This window comes from Microbacterium sp. SGAir0570 (genome assembly GCF_005491085.2).
Taxonomy (GTDB): domain Bacteria; phylum Actinomycetota; class Actinomycetes; order Actinomycetales; family Microbacteriaceae; genus Microbacterium; species Microbacterium arborescens.
In genome coordinates this window covers 3061405-3082311 of the sequence record NZ_CP027929.1, presented here as the reverse complement: position 1 = coordinate 3082311, position 20907 = coordinate 3061405, and the positions used below count along the sequence as shown (strand labels likewise).

Annotated in this window: 21 protein-coding genes and 1 tRNA gene; 11 read left to right on the top strand and 11 right to left on the bottom strand. The window is 71.4% G+C overall.

The window, feature by feature from the left end:
- Nucleotides 1-14 precede the first annotated feature (14 nt).
- Nucleotides 15-866, top strand: a complete 852-nt coding sequence (locus C1N74_RS14585; RefSeq protein ID WP_071918986.1) for a helix-turn-helix transcriptional regulator — start codon at nucleotides 15-17, stop codon at nucleotides 864-866.
- A gap of 19 nt (nucleotides 867-885) precedes the next feature.
- Here C1N74_RS14585 and C1N74_RS14580 read toward each other — a convergent pair whose 3' ends face one another.
- On the bottom strand, nucleotides 886-2274 hold the full coding sequence (locus tag C1N74_RS14580) for an MFS transporter (RefSeq protein ID WP_137750797.1): 1389 nt from the start codon (nucleotides 2272-2274) through the stop codon (nucleotides 886-888).
- Between the two features lie 70 nt (nucleotides 2275-2344).
- On the opposite strand from C1N74_RS14580, the gene C1N74_RS14575 reads away from it, so the two are divergent.
- Both C1N74_RS14575 and C1N74_RS14570 read left to right on the top strand, forming a co-directional pair.
- Nucleotides 2345-2435: transfer RNA gene (locus C1N74_RS14575), tRNA-Ser, on the top strand.
- Between the two features lie 479 nt (nucleotides 2436-2914).
- A complete protein-coding gene (locus C1N74_RS14570; RefSeq protein ID WP_137750796.1) occupies nucleotides 2915-4330 on the top strand; it encodes an immunoglobulin domain-containing protein in 1416 nt (471 codons plus the stop codon).
- A gap of 23 nt (nucleotides 4331-4353) precedes the next feature.
- Here C1N74_RS14570 and C1N74_RS14565 read toward each other — a convergent pair whose 3' ends face one another.
- The 3 genes from C1N74_RS14565 to C1N74_RS14555 all read right to left on the bottom strand — a co-directional run bounded on the left by C1N74_RS14565 (nucleotide 4354) and on the right by C1N74_RS14555 (nucleotide 6806).
- Nucleotides 4354-4623, bottom strand: coding sequence for a hypothetical protein (locus C1N74_RS14565; protein WP_137750795.1), 270 nt, complete (start codon nucleotides 4621-4623; stop codon nucleotides 4354-4356).
- Between the two features lie 312 nt (nucleotides 4624-4935).
- Nucleotides 4936-5862, bottom strand: a complete 927-nt coding sequence (locus C1N74_RS14560) for an SDR family oxidoreductase (RefSeq protein ID WP_114598397.1) — start codon at nucleotides 5860-5862, stop codon at nucleotides 4936-4938.
- 95 nt (nucleotides 5863-5957) lie between these two features.
- Nucleotides 5958-6806 carry a helix-turn-helix transcriptional regulator gene (locus C1N74_RS14555; RefSeq protein WP_137750794.1) on the bottom strand — a complete coding sequence of 283 codons (849 nt, stop codon included), beginning with the start codon at nucleotides 6804-6806 and terminating at the stop codon, nucleotides 5958-5960.
- A gap of 210 nt (nucleotides 6807-7016) precedes the next feature.
- On the opposite strand from C1N74_RS14555, the gene C1N74_RS14550 reads away from it, so the two are divergent.
- The 3 genes from C1N74_RS14550 (at nucleotide 7017) to treS (ending at nucleotide 10953) form a co-directional block, all read left to right on the top strand.
- Nucleotides 7017-7199 (top strand): hypothetical protein, encoded by a 183-nt coding sequence (locus C1N74_RS14550; protein ID WP_064955517.1) that lies wholly within the window; start codon nucleotides 7017-7019, stop codon nucleotides 7197-7199.
- 153 nt (nucleotides 7200-7352) lie between these two features.
- Nucleotides 7353-8333, top strand: a complete 981-nt coding sequence (locus C1N74_RS14545) for a S41 family peptidase (RefSeq protein WP_219994743.1) — start codon at nucleotides 7353-7355, stop codon at nucleotides 8331-8333.
- A gap of 322 nt (nucleotides 8334-8655) precedes the next feature.
- Nucleotides 8656-10953, top strand: coding sequence for a maltose alpha-D-glucosyltransferase (gene treS, locus C1N74_RS14540; protein ID WP_023953856.1), 2298 nt, complete (start codon nucleotides 8656-8658; stop codon nucleotides 10951-10953).
- Between the two features lie 154 nt (nucleotides 10954-11107).
- Here treS and C1N74_RS14535 read toward each other — a convergent pair whose 3' ends face one another.
- Entirely contained in the window at nucleotides 11108-12352 is a 1245-nt protein-coding gene (locus tag C1N74_RS14535) for a phosphotransferase (RefSeq protein ID WP_023953859.1), read from the bottom strand.
- Between the two features lie 190 nt (nucleotides 12353-12542).
- Nucleotides 12543-13847 carry an MFS transporter gene (locus tag C1N74_RS14530; RefSeq protein WP_233494922.1) on the bottom strand — a complete coding sequence of 435 codons (1305 nt, stop codon included), beginning with the start codon at nucleotides 13845-13847 and terminating at the stop codon, nucleotides 12543-12545.
- 70 nt (nucleotides 13848-13917) lie between these two features.
- Between C1N74_RS14530 and C1N74_RS14525 the strand changes: the two genes are divergently transcribed.
- Nucleotides 13918-14526, top strand: coding sequence for a TetR/AcrR family transcriptional regulator (locus C1N74_RS14525; RefSeq protein ID WP_023953863.1), 609 nt, complete (start codon nucleotides 13918-13920; stop codon nucleotides 14524-14526).
- Nucleotides 14523-15224, top strand: coding sequence for a FadR/GntR family transcriptional regulator (locus C1N74_RS14520; protein WP_023953865.1), 702 nt, complete (start codon nucleotides 14523-14525; stop codon nucleotides 15222-15224). Before C1N74_RS14525 ends, C1N74_RS14520 begins: the two co-directional genes overlap by 4 nt.
- Nucleotides 15225-15231: 7 nt before the next feature.
- Here the strand turns inward: C1N74_RS14520 and C1N74_RS14515 are convergent, their stop codons facing one another.
- Nucleotides 15232-15420, bottom strand: coding sequence for a hypothetical protein (locus tag C1N74_RS14515; protein WP_023953867.1), 189 nt, complete (start codon nucleotides 15418-15420; stop codon nucleotides 15232-15234).
- Between the two features lie 176 nt (nucleotides 15421-15596).
- Here C1N74_RS14515 and C1N74_RS14510 point away from each other — a divergent pair, with 176 nt between their 5' ends.
- From C1N74_RS14510 to C1N74_RS16695, 3 genes are all read left to right on the top strand, one after another.
- The gene (locus C1N74_RS14510) at nucleotides 15597-17051 is read left to right on the top strand and encodes a four-carbon acid sugar kinase family protein (protein ID WP_023953869.1); all 1455 of its coding nucleotides are present in this window, start codon (nucleotides 15597-15599) and stop codon (nucleotides 17049-17051) included.
- Nucleotides 17048-17944 (top strand): NAD(P)-dependent oxidoreductase, encoded by an 897-nt coding sequence (locus C1N74_RS14505; protein WP_023953871.1) that lies wholly within the window; start codon nucleotides 17048-17050, stop codon nucleotides 17942-17944. Before C1N74_RS14510 ends, C1N74_RS14505 begins: the two co-directional genes overlap by 4 nt.
- A 389-nt stretch (nucleotides 17945-18333) precedes the next feature.
- Nucleotides 18334-18543 carry a DUF3072 domain-containing protein gene (locus C1N74_RS16695; protein ID WP_036305609.1) on the top strand — a complete coding sequence of 70 codons (210 nt, stop codon included), beginning with the start codon at nucleotides 18334-18336 and terminating at the stop codon, nucleotides 18541-18543.
- Here the strand turns inward: C1N74_RS16695 and C1N74_RS14495 are convergent, their stop codons facing one another.
- The 4 genes from C1N74_RS14495 to C1N74_RS14480 are packed head-to-tail and all read right to left on the bottom strand — an operon-like array spanning nucleotide 18544 to nucleotide 20895.
- Nucleotides 18544-19014: a BLUF domain-containing protein gene (locus C1N74_RS14495; RefSeq protein WP_137750793.1), complete on the bottom strand. Its 471-nt coding sequence runs from the start codon at nucleotides 19012-19014 to the stop codon at nucleotides 18544-18546.
- Nucleotides 19011-19253: a hypothetical protein gene (locus C1N74_RS14490; protein ID WP_023953876.1), complete on the bottom strand. Its 243-nt coding sequence runs from the start codon at nucleotides 19251-19253 to the stop codon at nucleotides 19011-19013. The genes C1N74_RS14495 and C1N74_RS14490 overlap by 4 nt, the downstream gene beginning before the upstream one ends.
- On the bottom strand, nucleotides 19250-19606 hold the full coding sequence (locus tag C1N74_RS14485; protein ID WP_023953879.1) for a DUF6804 family protein: 357 nt from the start codon (nucleotides 19604-19606) through the stop codon (nucleotides 19250-19252). Before C1N74_RS14485 ends, C1N74_RS14490 begins: the two co-directional genes overlap by 4 nt.
- Before the next feature lie 59 nt (nucleotides 19607-19665).
- Nucleotides 19666-20895, bottom strand: coding sequence for an ROK family transcriptional regulator (locus tag C1N74_RS14480; RefSeq protein ID WP_064955509.1), 1230 nt, complete (start codon nucleotides 20893-20895; stop codon nucleotides 19666-19668).
- Between the last annotated feature and the right edge of the window lie 12 nt (nucleotides 20896-20907).

The following is a 20907-nucleotide window of genomic DNA, read 5'->3' as shown; positions in this document are numbered from 1 at the left end:
GTCACAATGGATGCGTGGACCGCGCCGCACTCGCCCGATTCCTCCGCGCACGTCGAGAGCGGCTGCGTCCGGAGGACGTCGGACTGCCGTCGGGGGAGCGCCGCCGGGTGCCGGGACTCCGGCGCGAAGAGGTCGCGCAACTCGCTCTCATGAGCGCCGACTACTACACGCGTCTCGAGCAGGAGCGCGGTCCGCAGCCGAGCCTGCAGATGCTCGCGTCGCTCACGCGGGCCCTGCGCCTCTCGCGCTCGGAGCGCGACCACCTGCACCGGCTCGCCGGGCACACGCCGCCCGAACGTTCCGGCGCTGCCGATCATGTGGCACCGGCGCTTCAGCGGGTGCTCGACCGGCTCGACGACATCCCGGCGCTCGTGATCACCGAGCTCGACGAGACTCTCGCCCAGAACGACCTCGCGCGGGCTCTCTTCGGTGCGCGCGAACGACGCACCGGTCGCGAACGCAGCGGCGCCTGGTGCTGGTTCGTGCATCCTGTCAGCGAGCGGGCGGTGTATCCGGCATCCGATCACGACCGGCAGAGCCGGGCCATCGTGGCGAATCTCCGCGCCGTCGCGGGCCGGGGTGGCGCAGGGTCGCGGGCCGCGCGTCTCGTCGACGACCTGCGCGAGCGGAGCGCCGAGTTCGCACGGCTCTGGGATCTCGAGGAGGTGGCTGAGCGCTTCGCCGACCACAAGGTCGTGGTGCATCCGGCCGTCGGCGAGATCGAGGTCGACTGCCAGGTTCTCTTCACGGAGGACCGCTCGCAGGCGCTCCTCACCCTCACCCCCGAGCCCGGGTCTGAGGCGGCGGAGAAGCTGCGGATGCTGTCGGTGCTCGGCCCGCTCGCGTCGGAGCGCTCACCGGCCTGAGCGCTCGCCGGCCTGAGCGTCAGTCAGCCGCCGTCGGGGCTCCTTCAGCTGAGGGCGTGCTGCTCCGGATGCCGGCGAAGGCGATGAGTCCGCCTGCGGCCATGAGTGCGGCAGTGACGATCGCCGCCCGGTGGAAGCCGGCGAGGTCGAGCGTGCCGCCCACGATGGGCGCCAAGAAGGCGATGACCACGAGGCCGGCGACCCGCGCGACGGCGTTGTTCACGGCTGACGCGATGCCCGAACGTTCCGGGTCGACGGCGCCGAGGATCGTCGCGGTGAGGGGCGAGACCGTCGCGCCGAGCCCGAGTCCGAACACGACGAGGCCGGGGAGCACCTGCCACCAGTAGTCGAAGCGCTCGCCGACGAGCAGCAGCATCAGTGCGCCGCCGGCCATGACGAGGGGGCCGACGGTCATGAACAGGCGCCCGCCGAGGCGTTCCGCGAGCGAGCCGGCCCACGGGCTCAGCGCGATCAGCAGCACCGTGGTCGGCAGGCTCGCCAGGCCCGCCAGCGTCGCGCTGAGGCCGGCGCCCTCTTGCAGGTAGACGCCGACGACGAAGCCGTTCAGCGAGAGGGCCGCGTAGACGAACAGGGTCGCGAGGTTGCCGGTCCAGTAGTTGCGCGCGCGGAACAGTCCGAGGGGCAGGATCGGATGCCGCGACGTTCGCTGCCGCAGCAGGAAGGCCGCGAACATCACGGCGCCGCCGGCCAGCGGCATCCAGATCGCGGGGGAGGTCCACCCGAGGTTCGGCTGCTCGATCAGCGCGAAGACCATGCCGCCGAGGCCCGCCGTGCACAGGGCGGCGCCGAACCAGTCGATCCCGGCGTCGGCCCGGCGCTCGTCGTGAACGGGGAGCCGCGCGACGAGCCACAGCGTGACGGCCACCGGCAGCACGTTGATGAGGAATGCGTAGCGCCAGGAGAGCAGGTCGACGAAGAGGCCGCCGAGCAGCGGCCCGACGAGCGAGGCGCCCGTCGTGAAGGCCGTCCACAGGCCGATGGCGCGCGAGCGCTCGTGGCCCTGGAGGAGCGAGGTGATGAGGGCGAGCGAGCTCGGCACGAGGAAGGCGCCAGCCGCACCTTGGACGGCGCGCGCGGCGATGAGGAAGACCGGGTCTTGCGCGAGACCTACCGCTACCGAGGCGACACCGAAGCCGATCAGTCCGATGCGGAGCACGAGGAGGCGCCCGTAGGCGTCGCTCACCGAGCCCGCGAGCAGGATGAGGGACGACAGCGTCAGCAGATACGCGTCGACCGCCCATTGCTGCGTCGCGAGTCCGCCGCCGAGCTCGCGCTCGATCGCCGGGAGTGCGACGTTCACGATCGTGCTGTCGAGGAACGCGACGGATGACGCGAGCGACGCGATCGCGACGATGAGAGCCGTCTGCGGGGTCGATGATCGCGTCACAGACACACGCTACGCCTGGCCGGGGACACGTGGTTCGCAGCATCGCCTCGGATGTCGTAAGCTGGTCGGCGGTGACGTGTCCGAGCGGCCGAAGGTGCAACTCTCGAAAAGTTGTGTAGGGTAACCCCCTACCGTGGGTTCAAATCCCACCGTCACCGCCAATGAAAACCCCCGGTTATCCGGGGGTTTTCTGCATGTGTGGGGCATGAGTGGTGCATTTCTGGTGTGCTCTCGTTCGCAGCGACGACGATCACGGAAGTGCGCCGAAAACTGCTTCTACTACTGAACGCGCTGGCTACTACTGGACGCGCTGGGCGGTTGTCCCGAAGAGGGATTCGACGGTTCGGCCTTCGTCGGGGCGTTACCGGCTCGTCTGGACAGCCGTACGGTCGTCTCCCTGCCGGGCATCTCTGCCTGCGGTGAAGGGGAGCCGCCGGCGGAGTAGTCGGGATCGGCTGATCGCTCGCCACGCGATCTCGCCTCCAGCGGCCCTCGATCCGCGATCCGCTCGAGCCCGACTGCCGCCTCGCGACCCGGCACTCACTCTCGGCGGTCGCGCACTCAGATCCCCACGGTGAGCCTCTGGGTGCCGTGGGCCACTCCTAATCTCGTGCGTGGACGAGAACGAAGGGGAAGCACCGTGAGATGGCTCAAGGCTCGGTACCTGACGGCGGTGGCCGCGGTGTCCACGGTCGCGCTGGCCGGCGTCACCGTGCCCGCGCACGCTGCGCCGATCGCCGCGGAATCGGTGCAGTCTGAGGCGGCGAGTCCGCGGGCACTCGAGGAGATCATCGCCTCCGGCGATGACTCCGTCAGGGCGCCGGGAGAAAGGTTCCATGTTCTCGCCTATCGTCTGGCCCCGCCCGCCATCACCGGAAGATTCGAGTTCACCGTCCCCGACCATGTCGAGATCGTGGCCATGCAGCACCAGTCTCAGGGGCAGCTCGCCTTCACTCTTCACGATGACGGCCGCACGGCGCGGTCCGTCTCCGCGAGCGTCCCGATGCCCACCGGCATCTTCATGCAGATGCGCTTGTCCGAGGACGCGCCCCGTGGAGCGGTTCTGGAAGGCGGCGCGATGCGGTTGCTGGCGCCGAACGGCGAACCGCTCGCCGCCGGCACCTTTACGGTGACCGTGCTCGATCTGCCGCTCGTGGAGCAGCACCCCGTCGACGTCATCGTCGACGTCGGGAGCGGCGCCGAGTTCACGACATCCGCCTCCGGTGACGGCGTCCGCACCCAGTGGCAGGTGTCGGCCGACGGCGGTGCGACCTGGTCCGACATCGTCGGGGCGACCGCCGCCACGCTCCGCCTGGAGGCCACGACGGCCGAGATGAACGGATGGCGATACCGCGCGGTACACACCAACGCCGCGGGGTCTGTCCACACGAATGGCGCCGTCCTCACCGTTCGCGGTGCACCGTATTTCATCACGCACCCGTCGGATGTCGTCGCTTCGCTCGGAGGGTTCGCCAGCTTCTACGTCTGGGTGGTGGACAATGCGACCCCAAGCACGCTCCCTGTCACCTGGGAGGTCTCGCGGGATGGTGTGGTCTGGGAGGCGTACGAGTCCGGAACGTTCGAAGAGTGGGTTCAATCTCCCAACAGCCTCCTCTTCTCAAACGTCACCGCGGAGATGGACGGTCTCCGGTTTCGAGTCGTGGCCGAGAACCACCTGGGCCGCGCTGTCAGCGACCCGGCTCTGCTCACCGTTGCCGCGGCGCCGGTCATCGATTCCCATCCCGCCGACGTGCGGACGCTCGTCGGCCACGATGCGGTGTTCCGGGCGAGCACCCCCGCGGTCTCACCAAACCGCACGCAGCAGTGGCAGCAGCGGGTCGCGGACGGGGAGTGGGTCGATATCCCGGGCGCGACGCAGCCCGAGTACTCGACCGGGCCCACCACGCTGGGCATGGACCGGACCGAGTACCGGATCGTGTTCGCGAACGCCTACGGCTCGACAGCATCCGAGCCTGCGACCCTGACGGTGCGGCCGTCTCTGCCGGCTTCAGTCAGCGTCGTGCCGACCGTCCGGCTCGTCGACCGGCTGCCCTGACTCCGCCCGCGGGCGGCCCGGGGTCAGCCGTCGCGGGCTCGGTCGCGAGCGCGTTCACGCTGCCGGAAGATCAATCCGACGATGATCACGACGGCCGAGAGCAGTGAGGGAACGACCCAGAACGATGAGGGCGCGCTTGGCGCGGTCAGATCCGACACAGCGTCATCGACGGTCGTGGACGCGAGATGGGAGAGGGCCGAGCCCGGAGGAGCTGCGGCATCGGCGGCCGCCTGCGCCGGTGTGGCGAGCCCGACCCCGAGGGCGCCGATCGCGACGATGGCGACCCGTGTCACAGCGAAAGACCACCGGCGGCGCGCCACGTCATGCCACCGCCGTGGCGCGGTTCTCGGCATCCGTCCCACTCGGAGAGCGGGAGGCAGGTGTTGGGTGTTCCTCCTACGCATCGCGTCGCTCGCCCTCTCCTCGCACGGCGTCTCTACAGGTGCCGGGCAGCACCCGTAGACATGATCGCCAGGGCTCTCCTCGCTCATCCGGCGCCGGCACACGATCTGCGCGTCGAGCGAGGCGCATTGCGTGGTGCGCCGCGCCCGCGTGCGTGCGTGCTGTGTCTCGCGCGGTAACGTGCCGGCCGGCTCCCGCTCCGCTCAGGCCGTGAAGCGGTCGCCGATCATCTCGAGGGAGGCGTCCCAGAGGCGCGGTCCGTCCGTGAGGTCGCGGAACGGCGCCCAGAACTCCTGGCGACGCGGGGCACCCGCGATGACGCGACGCGGGCCGTAGAACTCGTCGCCGCGGGAGTCGGGGCCGGCGGCCGCGAGCAGAGCGGGCTCGGCGGCGCTCGGCACGGTTCCGGCGAGCCCGACGCGCGAGAGCGCGACGATCAGCGCCCGGCCCGGAGACGCCTTCGCCCGGCCCATTCCGGGCTGCGCCGCGAGCAGGTTCGTCGGGCTGACGCCGGGGTGGGCGATGTTGCTCGACACGCCCCATCCGGCGGCGCGACTGCGCGCGTCGAGCTCGCGGGCGAACAGGGCGACGGCGATCTTCGACTGCCGGTACGCGGCCATGTCGTCGTACCCGTGCCGCCAGTCGAGGTCGTCCCAGTTCAGTCCGCCCGAGCGGGCCGCGACGCTCGTCTGGTGCGTCACGCGTCCTTCGCCGGCGCGCAGCAACGGCAGCAGCCCCAGGGTGAGCGCCATGTGCCCGAGGTGGTTGACGCCCCATTGCAGTTCGAAGCCCTCGGCCGTCGGTTGGCGTGAGCCCGGGGTCATGACGCCGGCGTTGTTGATGAGCAGGTTCACGGGGCGGTCCTCGGCGACGAGGTCCCGGGTGAACGCGGCGACCGAGTCGAGCGAGGCGAGATCGAGCGGCCGCGTCGTGACGTGGGCGCCGGGCACCGCGCGGCGGATGCCGTCGAGGGCGGCCTCGGCTTTCGCGGGCGACCGTGCCGGCAGGACGACCGTCGCCCCCGCGGCCGCCAGTCGCGTCGCGATCACCCGGCCGATGCCGTCGGTCGCGCCGGTGACGACGGCGAGGCGTTCACGCAGGTCGGAGAGGGGAGCGGTGCCGCGGGTCATGGTTCCTCCATCGTTCACGCGAACCGGGGTGGCCCGCTCGTCCCATGCTGATCGCGGTGCCCGGCGGCAGCCAGAGCTGACTCATCCACTGATCGTCAGGTCACCCCTCGGCCGGCTTCGGCGCCGATGACGGACAGCAGTTGAAGCTTGTCGTGGCTTTCGCTCCCCGGCACCGCCGTGTAGACGAGCAGGCGGTGCGACTGGTCGGGGTCGAGGAGGGTCTGGCACTGCAGCTCGAGCGCGCCGACTTCCGGATGGCGGAACCGCTTGACCTCGGGCGGAGCGATACCGACCTGCTGCGCGTCCCACAGAGCGCGGAACTCCGCGCTGCGTTCTCTGAGCGACGCCGCCAGCGCGGCCGCGCGTGACGACGGGCCGCGCAGGGCCACGATCTCGCGAAGACCGCCCGCGTACACCCGAGACAGGACCGCGTGCTCGGCCTCGTCGTACGTCGCGCGTGCGGACGGGTCGGTGAACCAGCGGTAGCCGAGGCTGCGGGCATCTCCGGTGTAGCGGGTCGCGTCACCGACGAGTGCCACGCTCAGCGGCGTCTGCCTCAGGGTCTCGCCGAGTTCCGTGACGATCTCGGCGGGGGTGTCGTGCAACCGGTCGAGGATGCGCAGCAGCCCGGGGCTGACGTGATCGCTGGCGGGACCGCGAGCGGGCGGCGCGTGCCCGGCGAGGCGGAAGAGGTGGTCGCGCTCGCCGAGTGTCAGGTGCAGCCCCTGCGCGATCGCGGCGAGCATCTGTTCCGACGGGCGGGGGCCGGTACCGCGCTCGAGTCGGGCGTAGTAGTCCGTCGACATGTTGCAGAGCGCGGCGACCTCCTCGCGTCGCAGCCCCGGAGTCCGGCGACGCTGGCCGCGCAGCAGTCCGACGTCCGCGGGCTGCAGCGCCTCGCGCCGCATCCTCAGGAACGCGGCGAGTGTGTCTCGATCGATCATGTGGCGTCCGCCTTCCGGGGTCGCAGGGTGCGGCATCCGTTCTACCGGTCGGCGGCGAGCGCAGCCAGGACCTGCCGGTCATCCCTTCGCCTCGGCTGACGGTCGAACCGAGGAGCCGACCTGCCCAATCCGACCGGCGGGATCACGTCATGAAACGCGTGACGCGGCGTCTCGTGGGTGACGATCACTCACCGACGAACAGGCGCACCCATGACGCAGCTCGACTCCTTCTCCCCGCAGCACCCAGCCGACACCCGCGATGAGCATCCCCGAGACGTCGTGGACATCGTGCGTGGGCTGCTGATCGTGAGCGCGCTCGCGCTCGCTGTGTGGGTGAGCGCCGTCGGCCTTGCGTATGCCGTCGCCGAGGTGGTGCTGGCCGTCACCGACTGACATGTCCCTCTCGAGGATGACCCTCGCCCGGGCAACTACATCGCCGTAGTGATGTGCGTGCCGGGTGCGCCTCGAGAAGATCGAAGGGTGCCACGATCGCGAACCACGAGAGCAGCAAGCCCCCATGAGAAGACTCGTCGTCGGAGGCGGCGCGTGATCGGGGCGACCGTCGCGGTGGGGGCGATTGCGGCTGTGACAGCCGTCGGTGTCGTCGCGATCGATGTCTACGGCCCCCGATTCGGCGTCTACCTGGTTCCGCCCTCGGTGCAGAAATACGCGGAGATCGCCGTCGAGCGTCTCGATCGCGGTTATCACACCGATAGTGCCGAGTGGCCAGCGGCCCGTGCCGCCCTCCTCGAGGCCGGAGCCCATGCCTCGACCTACGCCGACCTCTATCCCGCTCTCGGGGAAGCAGTCGCGGTCGCCGGCGGGCCGCACTCGCGCTTCATCCCCCCGGGCGACGCGTCGTCAGCCGACGAGGTCGCGTCCGCACCTGTGCCGACGGTGAGCTCGCAGGGCGGCATCACCACGGTTGTGCTCCCCGAGATGATCTCCACGGATGCGAGCGACCAGGACGCATACGCGACGACCGTCGCCGACGGGATCGATCATGCGGCAGCGGGCACGTGCGGGTGGATCGTCGATCTGCGCGGCAATGTCGGCGGCAACATGTATCCGATGCTCTCGGGGGTGGCCTCGCTGATTCCCGATGGGCCGGCACTGTCGTTCCGCGACCGTCATGGCGGTGACGCCGTCGTCTCGGTGCGACCGAACGGGGCCGCGCTCGGCGAGAGCGTCTTCGTGGACGTCGGCGACCGTGCGAAGCTGACGGGCGCGCCGCTCGCTGTTCTGCAGGACGAAAGAACGGCATCCAGCGGCGAAGCCGTGCTCGCATCGTTCCGCGGGCTCGACGGCGTCCGCACGTTCGGAGTGCCGAGCGCGGGATACAGCTCCGCGAACGTGAGTGCCACGCTCTACGACGGCGCCACGCTCGTGCTCACCGAGAGTGCGTACGTCGACCGGACGGGACGCAACTACGACGAGCAGAGCATCGATCCGGATCAGCCGGTGGCGGCATCCATTGCCAACGATGAAGCGCGCGCTTGGCTTGAGGAGCAGGGATGCGCCGGTTGATCCTCACGCGTCGTGCCCGCGGACGCGGTGGTCGTCCGACCCGTGTGCAGCCCCGGAGAGGCGTGAAGGACGACCCGGTCGAGGGGTTTCCAGTCCGCGATCTCGCGGCGTCCGTGTGAGATGCGCGCCCAGGCGGCGAGGTCGGCGTGCTCGTCGTCATGATCGGGGTCTGCTTCTCGCTTCGGTGTGTTGCCGGCGCACGGATGCCGTCGCGGAGAGAACCTACGACGGTTCACCAGAAAGCTGCACCGTCCCCATAATGGTTCCCCTGCCCGGGCACCAGCCCTTTCCGCCGGATCCGCGCCGCCCCTAGCGTTGAGGCATGGCGCGCGACGACGAACAGCCGGAGGACCTGTACACCGCCCCGATCACCCTTCCGGGGGCGGCGGGGACCGACGGCGACGAGACCGATCTCGAGGTGCCCGAGATCAGTTACGACGAGCAGCGCTACCCGGCCCGCCCGCGGCGGCTGCGTCCGCGCGACCAGTTCCGCGGCGGCAGCGTCCGCCGCAACATGACCGACCCGCGGACGGCGAACGGCAGCAATCCCTCGTACGTCGAGTGGCTCGTGCGGCAGTCGATGCTCAAGGACGCCGACGTGCTCGCGCGCCAGCTGTCGGGACAGCCCGCGATGTGGCGCAATCCGTACGCCCGCCCCGACGCGCGCCGCGCGATCTCGACGACGGACGTCTGGTTCACGGCGTACCCGATCTCGCTCATCACGCGCCCCGGGCAGTCGTTCCTCGCCGCCCTTGGCGACGACGCCCTGTGGTCGGTGTTCGAACGCATCGGCATCACCGCGATCCACACCGGGCCGGTCAAGCGCGCCGGCGGCATCACCGACTGGCGCGAGACGCCCAGCGTCGACGGTCACTTCGACCGCATCAGCACGTCGATCGACCCGGCCTTCGGCACCGAGGAGGAGTTCCGGACGCTGTGCGACGTCGCCGACGCGCACGGCGGCAGCGTGATCGACGACATCGTTCCCGGCCACACGGGCAAGGGGGCGGACTTCCGCCTGGCCGAGATGGGCTTCAAGGACTACCCGGGGATCTACCACATGGTCGAGATCCCGCCGGAGGACTGGCACCTGCTGCCCGATGTCCCCGAGGGATACGACAGCGTCAACCTCGATCCCGCGAACGAGCACGAGCTCGCCGAGCGCGGCTACATCATCGGGGCCATGCAGCGCGTGATCTTCTACACCCCCGGGGTGAAGGAGACGAACTGGAGCGCCACGGCGCCCGTCATCGGTCCCGACGGTGCGACGCGGCGCTGGGTCTACCTGCACTACTTCAAGCAGGGCCAGCCGTCGATCAACTGGCTCGACCCGACGTTCGCGGGGATGCGCCTGGTGATCGGCGACGCGCTGCACTCGCTCGGCGAGCTCGGCACCAGCGCGCTGCGCCTCGACGCCAACGGCTTCCTCGGGGTCGAGAAGAGCGCGGAGGGTCTTCCCGCCTGGTCGGAGGGGCATCCCCTCTCGCACGCCGCGAACCACATCATCGCGGGCATGGTCCGCAAGGTCGGCGGCTTCACCTTCCAGGAGCTGAACCTGACGATCGAGGACATCCGCGACACGGGGGCGGTCGGCGCCGACCTGTCCTACGACTTCATCGGACGCCCGGGCTACCATCACGCGCTGGCGACCGGGCAGACCGAATTCCTCCGTCTTGCGCTGACCTCGTCGCTCGAGCTCGGCGTCGCGCCGGTGCAGCTCGTGCACGGGATGCAGAACCACGACGAGCTCACCTACGAGCTCGTGCACTGGGCGACGCGGCACGGCGACGACGAGTACCGCTTCCGCGGGCGCGACATCACGGGCAGCGAGCTCGCGGAGGAGATCCGAGCCGATCTCACCGAGCACCTCACGGGGACGGCCGACTACAACCGCGTCTTCACGCAGAACGGCATCGCGTGCACGACGACCTCGCTCATCGCGGCATCCCGCGGCATCGCGCGCCTCGACGACATCACCGACGCCGACGTTCCCGGCATCCGTGACGCCCACCTGCTGCTGTGCGCCTACAACGCCTGGCAGCCCGGGGTCTTCGCTCTGTCGGGCTGGGATCTCGTCGGCATGCTGACGGTTCCCGCCGACGAGGTCGCCGACCTGCTGGGCGCGGGGGACACCCGCTGGATCGAACGGGGCGCGCACGATCTGCTCGATGCCGACCCCACCGCGACGCGGTCGGCCTCGGGGATGCCGCGTGGCCGGGCTCTGTACGGCGCGCTGCCCGCGCAGCTCGACGACCCGGAGTCGTTCGCCTCGCGGCTGTCGGGCATCCTCGATCTGCGCCGCGAGTACGGCATCGCGACGGCCTCGCAGGTCGACATCCCCGAGGTCGCCCATGCCGGGATGCTCGTGCTCGTGCACCGGCTCGACGAGGGTGACCCCCACGCGGACGCCGCCATGCAGGTGACGGTGCTGAACTTCTCGCCCGAGCCGACGGAGGGCACCGTGCGCTCTGAGCAGCTCGTCCCCCGCAGCGAGGTCTACGACGCCGCGTCGGGGGAGACGATCGGGCGCGTCGACGACCTGCAGAGCTTCAGCGTCTCGCTGCCGGGCTACGGGGCGACGTTCCTGGTGCTGCGCGCGCCCGAGCCTCTCGAGGACTGAGGCCGCGATACATCTGTCGGACCGGCGGTGCTGGTGTCGTCTTGGCGGCGCGTCCGGTGGACACCGGCATCGCCCGTCCGACGAATGTATCGGCAACGAGCACTCGGCGCGGGCTCGGGGCGCCGGGCGCCGGGCGCCGGGCCGGAGCCCGGGTTCAGGCCAGGGCGGCGTCGATGCCGGCGAGAGGCACGGGCAGCCAGTCCGGGCGATTGCGTGCTTCGTAGATGGACTCGTACACCGCTTTGTCGAGCACGAGGGCGCGCAGCAGCACCGGGTCGAGATCGATCGCGCCGGGGGCGGCGGCGTACGACTCGACGAAGGCGTCGCGGCAGGCCGACGCCCATCCCATCGGGTCGGGGCCGTCGCCCACCGCGCCGGCGTAGTCGAACGAACGCAGCATCCCGGCGACGTCGCGCGGAGGCAGGTCGGGGATGGCGCGCTCGGCCATCGGCCGCAGCGGCTCGCCCTCGAAGTCGACGATGCGCCATCCTCCGGCGGGCACAGCCAGCACCTGACCGAGGTGCAGGTCGCCGTGGATGCGCTGGAGGTGCGGCCATGGGCGCGCGAGCGCCGCGTCGTACAGCGCCCCGATGGCCTCGACGCGGTCGGCGACGGCAGGCACCTCGTTCGCCGCGATCGACAGCCGGCGGCGCCACGCCGCCCCCGTCGCCTCGACCTGCTCGGCCGCTGCCTCCGTCGTGTCGAGGGCGTCGCCGAGCGCACCGTGCACACCGGCGACGGCGATGCCGAGATCACGGGCAGCGTCGGTGAAGTCGCGGTTCTCACGAGCCGCCTCGAGGGCCACGGCCCACCCGTCGCGGACGCCCCGGAGGAACTCCTGGGCGAAGCCGAGGGTGCCGCGGGCCGCCCCCGAGTCGCGTCCGATGTCGGGCCATTCGGCGTCGAGGCTGCCGAAGAACCGCGGGACGAACGGTGAGCCGGCGTCGCTCAGCACGCGCTGCACGGTCACGTCGGGGTTCTCGCCGTGGTGGAGCGTGCGGAAGAGCTTCAGGATGATCGTCGGCTCGCCGTCGACGTCATAGACGATCGAGGTGTTCGACTGCTCGCCGGTGAGCACACGAGATCCGGTGACGCGCGTCACGTCGACGCCCATCTCGGCCAGGGTGCCGACGGTGAACCCGGTGTCCCGCGTCGCGTCGACGAGGTAGTCGTCTCCGTCGCGGGCGACCACGTCGTCGCCGTCGGCCGGCGCCGAGATCCGGGCGAGCGGCACGTTGTAGAGCGTCGGCAGCGCGCCGGCGTCGTCCATCAGGAGGTAGCGCGTCGCCCCGCCGGATGCGGGCTGCGCGTCGAGGATGCGGAATCGCGGTCGGTGGCTCTTGCCGGCATACCACCGCTGTCGCGCCGCCCAGGCGCCGAGCTCGTCTGTCAATCGCACGGTCCCACACTGTCGGTTCCGAATCTCCGAGCAAAAGGGCTGGACGCGCGCGGGGGAGAGGCGTAATGCTCGGTCTCGACGCGGGCCCGCACAATTGCAGCGACGCGAGCGATATCGGCGTGGTGAATCGCGGCAACAGTGGCGGACGATCGCCGCGTGTCAGCGGGCGAGGACGGCCGCGTCTCGACGCTCAAGCGCGAGGCGCAGACGCGGGCGCGGCTGCGACCCCGACGCCGGCCGGGTCGCCGTCGGGTGAGGCGCGGTGCGCCGCGGCGTCGACGATCCGCGCGCGCCGTACGGTCACCGCGGCGATGACCATGAGCGCGGCGCCGAGAGCGTACGGGGCCGCGTGCGCGACGCCCGCGTAGAGGACGCCCGCGAGGATCGGGGCGATCGTGCCCATCGCCGCGGTGAGCGACTGGGTGACCCCGCCGAGCCAGCCCTGCTCGTCGGCGCCGACCGCGTTGGACATGACGCCGTCGAGAGTCGCCTGCGCCGCACCCTGTCCGGCAGCGAGCGCGAGCGCGCCCAGGACGAACAGCCACGGCTGGGCGACGAGTGCTGCGACGACGGCCAGGGCGATGAGGCCGGCTGTCTGAGCGGCGATGCCGGCCACGATGACGCCGCGTTCACCCATCCGCGGCAGCAGGTAGCCGAGCAGGATGCCCTGGACGAGGATGTCGATCACCCCGACGACGGCGATCAGCAGTCCGATCGCCGTCGGCCCCCAGCCGATGGAGTCGAGCGCGAGAACGCTGAAGTTGTTGACGAAGAAGCCGAACGGCAGGGCGAGGAGCGCGAAGGCGATGAGCAGCGCGCGCAGCTCCGGCCGGACGAAGGCGCGGCGGAACACGGCGAACGGGTTGAGATCCGACACGGCGATCGCGGTGATGCGGTTCTTGCGGTCGAGACTCTCGGGCAAGAGGAAGACGCTGAGTGTCGCGATGAGGAACGAGATCCCGGCGGTGACGAAGACCGGAAGGGCGAGGTCGATCGCGGCGAGCAGGCCGCCGAGCGCGGGGCCGACCATCGTGCCGATCCCCGACAGCGCGCCGAGCAGTCCGAATCGCTGGGCGCGCTTCTCGGGCGGGGTGATGTCGGCGAGGTAGGCGAATAGTGCGGGAAGGTCGCCGGCCGTGGCGCCCTGGATGACGCGCGCGAGGAGCAGCACCCACAGGGCGCCTCCGACGCCGAACAGGACCATGCTCAGAGCGGCCCCGAACGACGCGACGATGATCACCGGGCGGCGCCCGAAGCGATCGGAGAGGCGCCCGAGGAAGGGCGCCGCGATGAAGGCGCACAGCCCGTTGACGGCCTCGAGCGCGCCGACCCACAGCGCGAGCTCGCCCTCGGCCGAGACGTATCGCAGCACCACGAACGGGAGAACGGGCAGGACGACGGTCATGCCTGCCGTCGTGAGAGTAGTGAGCACGATCAGCATCACCCAGCGGCGGTCGGCGCCGGCGAGACGTGAGTGCGAAAACCCTGGAGTCATACCGAAACTGTACCGATACCAGGTTCGGTGTCAATACAGGTTTTGTCGCACGCGCCCTAAGATCGACGTCATGACCGAGACCGCGCCGCTGGGGCGCCGCGAGCGCAAGAAGGCGGCCACGCGCAAACGGATCTCGGATGTCGCGACGGTGATGTTCCTCGAGCGGGGGTTCGACGACGTCAGCATCCGCGAGATCGCCGACGCCGCCGACGTCTCGCCGACGACCGTCTTCGCGCACTTCAGTCAGAAGGAGGCACTGGTCTTCGACGAGGACGACGAGCAGCGCGAGCGTCTCGTCGCGGCGGTGCGTGAGCGTCCCGCCGGGACCTCGATCGCCGGCGCCATCCGCGCCTACTACGAGCGGGAGATCCGCTCGGGCGCGGCCGAGCACGGCGACGACGTGGCCCGCCGTTTCATGGAGTTCCTCAATGCCACGCCCGCGCTGCGGGACTATGCCGCGCGTATGTGGCTGCGGCACGAGGATGCGCTCGCCGAGGCGGTGGCGGCCGAGCTCGGTGAGGAGCGGCCCGACCCCCACGTCCGGGCGTTCGCGAGGTTCGTGCTCCAGATCCAGACGATGGTCAACGAGAGCGACGATCCCGAGGCGACGCTCGACGCCGGGTTCGCCGTGCTCGAGAACGGCTGGGCGGCCGTCGAGCATCGTGGAGCGGGGCGATGAGTCGCCGCAAGTCGCTCGTCAACACCGTGGCCGACGATCTGCTCGACGGCATCATCGCCGGTCGGTTCGAGCCGGGCGGCGCCCTGCCGACCGAGGCCGAGATCGGTGCGGAGTTCGACGTCAGCCGGGTGACGGTGCGCGAGGCGCTGCGCACTCTGTCGGCTCGCGGCATCGTCCGCGTGGTCTCGGGTGTGGGGTCACGGGTCGCGCCGGTCGAGGAGTGGCGGTCCGTTTCCGACGCGCTCCGGTTCCGGGCGGCGCACGGCGACGACACCCTGGTGGCGGAGCAGCTCATCTCGACGCGTCGGGTCATCGAATGCGAGGCGGCGGCCCTGGCCGCGCCCCTCATCGACGACGCCGCCTTGGGGGAGTGCGCGGCGTGCGTCGACGAGATGGTCGCGGCCGCGGCCGCGGGAGACGTCGATCGCTTCGTCGACGCCGACCTGCGCTTCCACGCCGGGATCCTCGGCGCCTCGGGCAACCTGTTCCTCGGCGTTCTCCTCGCACCCCTCACCGAGGTGCTCGCCGAGCGACGCGCGCAGACGTCGCGGGTGCCCGAGATCCAGGAGCACGCGATCGCGGAGCACCGGGGCATCGTCGACGCGTTGCGCACGCGCGATCCGGATGCCGCACGGGCGGCGATGGATCACCACCTGCAGCAGACGCTCGACGACTTCCGCCGCTACGTGGCCGGCTGAGCCGGGCTCACGCCGAATCCGGCTCGTCGTCGTCGAGGGGTACCTCGTGGCTCTGCTCCCAGACGTCGGCCTCGTCGGCCTCGGTCGACGGTGCGGGGATCTCCGGCGCCGCGCCGGCGTCGGTCGTCGGCTGCTTCTGCTCCTCGGCATCCGCTACGGGAACCTCAGGGCCGTGCTCGCGCTCGATCTCAGACATGCCTGTCTCCTCTCGTTCCTGCGGTCGGGCAACCATCTCATGCCAGCGTGCGGTTCCGGCGGGCGCGGATGCAACCCCCGCGACGCGGCGAGTGCCGGTTGACGGCGAGGATGCCGGTGCTGCATGCTGTCATACATCTGACAGCTGCCCGACTCGCTCGACGACGAGGAGATCCCATGGCGCTCACCGCCCCTCTGCCCGACCTGCCGGAGGCGTCGCGACCCGACCTGGGACTCCTCGCGGCCCGAGTGGCCGAGAGCGGGCGCGTCTTCGTCGTCCTCGACGACGACCCAACCGGGACGCAGTCCGTCGCCGATCTGCCCGTCCTCGGGGCGTGGGATGTCGCCGACCTCGCCTGGGCGCTGTCATCGGGGGCACCCGCGGTATACGTGCTGACCAATTCGCGCAGCCTCGCGCCGGCCGACGCCGAGCGCATCAACCGCGAGGTCGTGCGCGCGGCTCTCGCGGCGGCCGAGACCGCCGGCGTCCGCGTCGATTTCGTCAGCCGCAGCGACTCGACGCTCCGCGGGCATTTCCCTCTCGAACCGGACACGATCGCCCACGAGATCGCTCGGTCGGGCTCGCCTGCGCCGACGAACGTCGTCGTGGTGCCCGCCTTCCCGGATGCCGGACGCGTCACGGTGCGCGGTGTGCACGGCATCCTGTCGGACGAGGGCTTCACCCCGATCGGCGAGACGGAGTTCGCCCGTGACTCCACGTTCGGCTTCCGCTCGTCGCGGCTTGCGGACTGGGTGGCGGAGAAGACCGACGGCGCGATCGCCGCCGCCGATGTCGTCGAGGTGACCGTCGACCACCTCCGGGCGGGAGTCGCCGCGGTCGCCGCCGTGCTGCGCGCCGCACCGGCTGGTGCGCCGATCGTCGTCGACGCCGTCGTGGAGGAGGACCTCGTGGAGCTGGCCCTCGGGCTCGAAGCGGTCGAGGCGGAGGGCCGCTCGTTCGTCTACCGGGTGGGGCCGCCGTTCGTACGCGCGCGCATCGGTCAGCGACGGCGGCCGCCCGTCGATGTCGCCGAGCTCGGCGTCGATCGCGCGGCGCGCGGCGGGCTGGTCGTCGTGGGGTCGCACGTCGGCCTGACGAGCCGTCAGCTCGCGGACCTCGTTCGTCACCGTCCCCTCGAAGCCGTCGTCGAGCTCGACGTGCCGCGGCTGCTCGATCCCGCGCAGCGCGCCGCCGAGCTCGATCGAGCCGGAGCGACCATCGCGACGGCTCTGCTGCGCGGCGACGTCGTGCTCCATACGAGCCGGACCCTCGTGCGAACCGACGACCCCGACGAGAGCCTCGACATCTCGCGCCGCGTCTCGGAAGCCGTCGTCGAGGTCGTCCGCGGGGTCGTCGCGGGGGTCACGCCCCGCTTCGTCATCGCGAAGGGCGGCATCACCTCGTCCGACGTGGCCACGCGGGGGCTCGAGATCCGCCGAGCCCGCGTGCGCGGCTCGCTCTTCCCCGGGATCGTGTCGGTCTGGGAGGCCGCCGACGGCCCGGCATCCGGAATCCCCTACATCGTCTTCGCCGGGAACGTCGGCGACGACGGTTCGCTGACCGCCGCGGTCGAACGGCTCTCCCTGACCCCCGCACATCCCGCTCGAGACCGAGGAGAACCGCAGGAATGAACGAGAACCCGAGCGTCGCCGTCCTGGGACTGGGGGCGATGGGCCTGCCGATGGCCGAGCGTCTCGCAGAGACCTTCACCGTCCGCGGCTTCGACATCGCCCCCGCCCGGCTCGGGCTGGCCGCCGAGTCCGGGATCGCCCCTGCTGGTTCCGCCGCCGAGGCCGCCACGGGCGCGCAGGTCGTCCTGGTGGCGGTGCGTGACTCCGCGCAGCTCGCGGATGTCCTGTTCGGGGATGCCGGCATCGCCGACTCTCTCGCGGAGGGGGCGGTCGTCGTCCTCACGAGCACCGTCGGAACCGAGGGCGTCGCGGATGTCGCGGTCTCGCTCGCGCAACGGGGCATCGGTCTCGTCGACGCCCCGCTGAGCGGTGGTCCGGCCCGGGCGAGGGAGGGCGATCTGCTGATCGTCGTCGGGGCGCACCCCGCCGCCCTCGCCGTCGCGAGGCCCGTCCTGGAGGTGCTCGCGTCGACCCTCACGATCGTCGGGGAGCGGGCGGGTGATGGTCAGGCGCTGAAGACCGTCAACCAGCTGCTGTGCGGCGTGCACATCGCGGCCGCCGCCGAAGCGCTCGCGCTCGCCGACCGGCTCGGGCTCGACCTCGACCGGACGCTGGAGGCGCTGCAGGCGGGCGCCGCGGCGTCGTTCATGCTCGGAAACCGCGGCCCGCGCATGCTGCAGGCCTGGGACGACGAGGGCGCCGAGGTGCTCAGCCGCCTCGACATCTTCGTCAAGGACATGGGGATCGTCGGGGCCGCGGCGCGGCGCGCGGGCCTCCCGGCGCCGCTGGCGGCGGCCGCCGAGCAGAGCTACCTGCTCGCGCAGGCCCAGGGCCTGGGTGAGAGCGACGACTCCTCCGTGATCCGCATCTCCGCCCCCGCGCGCCGCACCTGAGCTCCGATCTTGCGGATTCCTTGAGGTTGCTCGGTAGGCGCGTTGCGCATTCCTTGCGGTGCGTCGCCGAAGATCGAAGAACACCCGGCCACGGGGACGCTGCCCGAACGGCGTCACCGGGCCGGGTTCTCTCGTTGAGGGCTTTTCGCGGAACGCGCAAGTGCCTCGGCTTCTCGGGACGGTCGGCATAGCGTCGAGGCATGACCGACCAGAGCATCCCCACTCCCGACGAGCCGACTTTCCCGGCGCCCGCCGAACCGACCGTCCCCGTACCCACGGAACCGACCGCGCCGGCGCCCGGTGAGCCGTCGGCCCCGACCCCGCCCGCCTCGGCCGCGTCTGCAGCCGACAGCCTCGGCAGCGCCGACACCCCGGACAGCGCCGACACGCTGGGCGGAACCGACGGCGGTGGCCAGGGGTCGCCCGTGAAGGATCCCGAGAACTGGGTCACCGGCGACGAGCCCATGACGGGGCCGCAGCGGAGCTACCTCGACACCCTCGCTCGCGAGGCCGGCGAGGAACTCCCCGGCAACCTCACCAAGGCCGAGGCCTCGGAGCAGATCGACCGTCTGCAGGACGCGACCGGCCGCGGCGAGTGACTACGTCCCGGCCGCCGTGTCCCGCGGCGGCCGGGACGATCGCACACGGAACCACAGGCTCAGCTCTCGGGCGGCGCGCAACGTCGCACTCGGGTCGTCCGAGCCCTCGAGGTCGTCGAAGGTGTCGCGGAACCCCGCGGGGGCGTCGCCGGTCGTCTCCGCGATCGGCTGATAGCCCATCGTCCACTCGTGGAACTCGCGCTGGGCGATGGGTTGCTCGATGAGCACCCGCATGTCGAAGTGACGTGGGTCCCGGTCGATCGTGGCGAGGAGCTCGCGCACCGTCCGCTCGGGGCCCTCGAGCACCTGGACGAACCGGCCGCCGCGGTACAGCAGCATCCCGGTCAGGTCTCGCGCCGCGTTCGATGCGCGGCTCTGCGCCAGGAGCTCGGCGAGATCGTCGTCGCCGAACGGGGCGCGTGCGTTGCTGGTGTAGAGGACCGACAGCAGGTCGTCGGAGGTCGAGGTCATCGGATCTCCCGGAGTTCGATGGGCGGCGTCTCGTCGGGGGTGTCGGGGGTCGCGCGGGCAGCGAGCGCGCGCATGGCCGCGGTCAGCTCGACGAAGGCCCCGGCGCAGGCGGACCGGGAGTCGTAGGCGAGATACCGCCCGTCGGGCTGGCGGTCGATGTAGCCGACGAACTCGCCGGTGCGGCTCCCGACGTGGAAGCCGTCCTCGACGCGGGCCCAGACGATTCCGGTTCCGGTCATCGGGCGGCCTGCGCGCGGGGCACCCATACGAGGGTGCCGGCGGCGATGAACGTCGCTGCGCCGATGACGTGGGCGGCCAGCCAGACCGGCTGGTCGAGCGAGAACGGATACACCGGGTTCCACAGCACCGCGATCGCCGCCATCGGGACGGCCCACCACCACTGTCGCGCCTGGATCGCGAACCACGCGATGATCAAAGCCAGGATCGCCGCGATGAACGAGATCACGATCGCGAACTCCCCGCCGATGAGCGGGATGCCGGCCACGAGGGCAGCGGCCCCCAGGATGCCGGGTGCGAGCGCGTTGCGCTGCCGCTGCGGCGGCTCGACGGGGCGGGAGGATCTGGATGCCATGCGGACGTTTCTCTCGGGACGGATGCCGCGGCGCTGCGCGACCGTTCGATCGTACGAGTTCAGCGTGCGGCGACGGCGGCGCTTGACGCGGCGGTCGAATCGGTCATGGGTGTGCCGGAGCCGGTCATGACCGGGACCGGGTCGGAGAGGAGGGCGGCGAACGCGGTCTCGGCGGCGCCCACGAGGAGCCGGTCGTCGCCCAGCTCCGCCGTGCGCATGAGCGGTGCGTGGCCGGAGATCGTCTGTCGCGCGACCGCCTCGGCGAACGCGTCGACGTCGCTCTCGACGAGCGGGGCGAGGAAGCCGCCGAGCACGACCACGGCCGGATCGAGGACGTTGACCGCGCTCGCGACGGCGGAGGCGAGGATGCGGCGCTGCCGCTGCACCTCGGCTCGGGCGGCGGGGTTCGCGGCGCCGTGGACGGCCGCGCGCAGCTCGGCGCCGTCCGCGCCGGGGAGCCCCAGCGAGGCGATCAGGCGGTGCTGGCTGACCTCGTCCTCGAGTGCGGCGTGCTCGCCGGAGCGGCGGTCGGCAGCGTCCTCGACGATCGCGGGATTGTGTCCGAACTCGCCGGCGAGGCCGCGTGCGCCCCCGACCAGGGCGCCTCCGACGACGAGCCCGCCGCCGATGCCGCTCGCGCCGCCGTTGAGATAGATCACGTCCGCGACACCTCGCGCGGCGCCGAAGAGGTACTCGGCGTGCGCGCCGTAGGACGCGTCGTTGCCGACGGTCGTCGGGGTTCCCGTCGCGGCCGACACGAGGTCGGCGAGCGGCGCGTCCGTCCAGCGCAGGTGCGGGGCATGCACGACGAGGCCCGCGGCCGGCTCGACGAGACCGGGGACGGCGACGCCGATCCCGATGACCGTCGTCGTGGCGAGCGGCCCCGAGCGCCATTCCTCGATGGTCTCCGCGACGAGCGAGGCGAGCTCCTGCGGCGTGATGAGGCTGGTCGTGACGGCGCGCCGACGGGCGTGCACGCGGCGGTCGAGTCCGACCGCCGCGAGTGTCACGGCGTCGACCTCGGGGTTCACGGCGACGGCGACGACGTCGGGGCGCGCGGTGATGACGGGGGAGGGGCGGCCGATGCGTCCCTCGGCGGCGCCGGCGGTCTCGGTGACGAGGCCGAGGCGAGCGAGCTCCGCCGTGAGCGCGCCGATGGTCGAGCGGTTGAGTCCCAGCTCGGCGGTGAGGGCGGCGCGCGAGATCGGGCCGTCGCGATGCACGGCGACGAGCATCCGGGCGAGATTCACACGCCGGACGAGTTCGGCGGTTCCCGGCGCGACACTCACGGGATCAGCCTA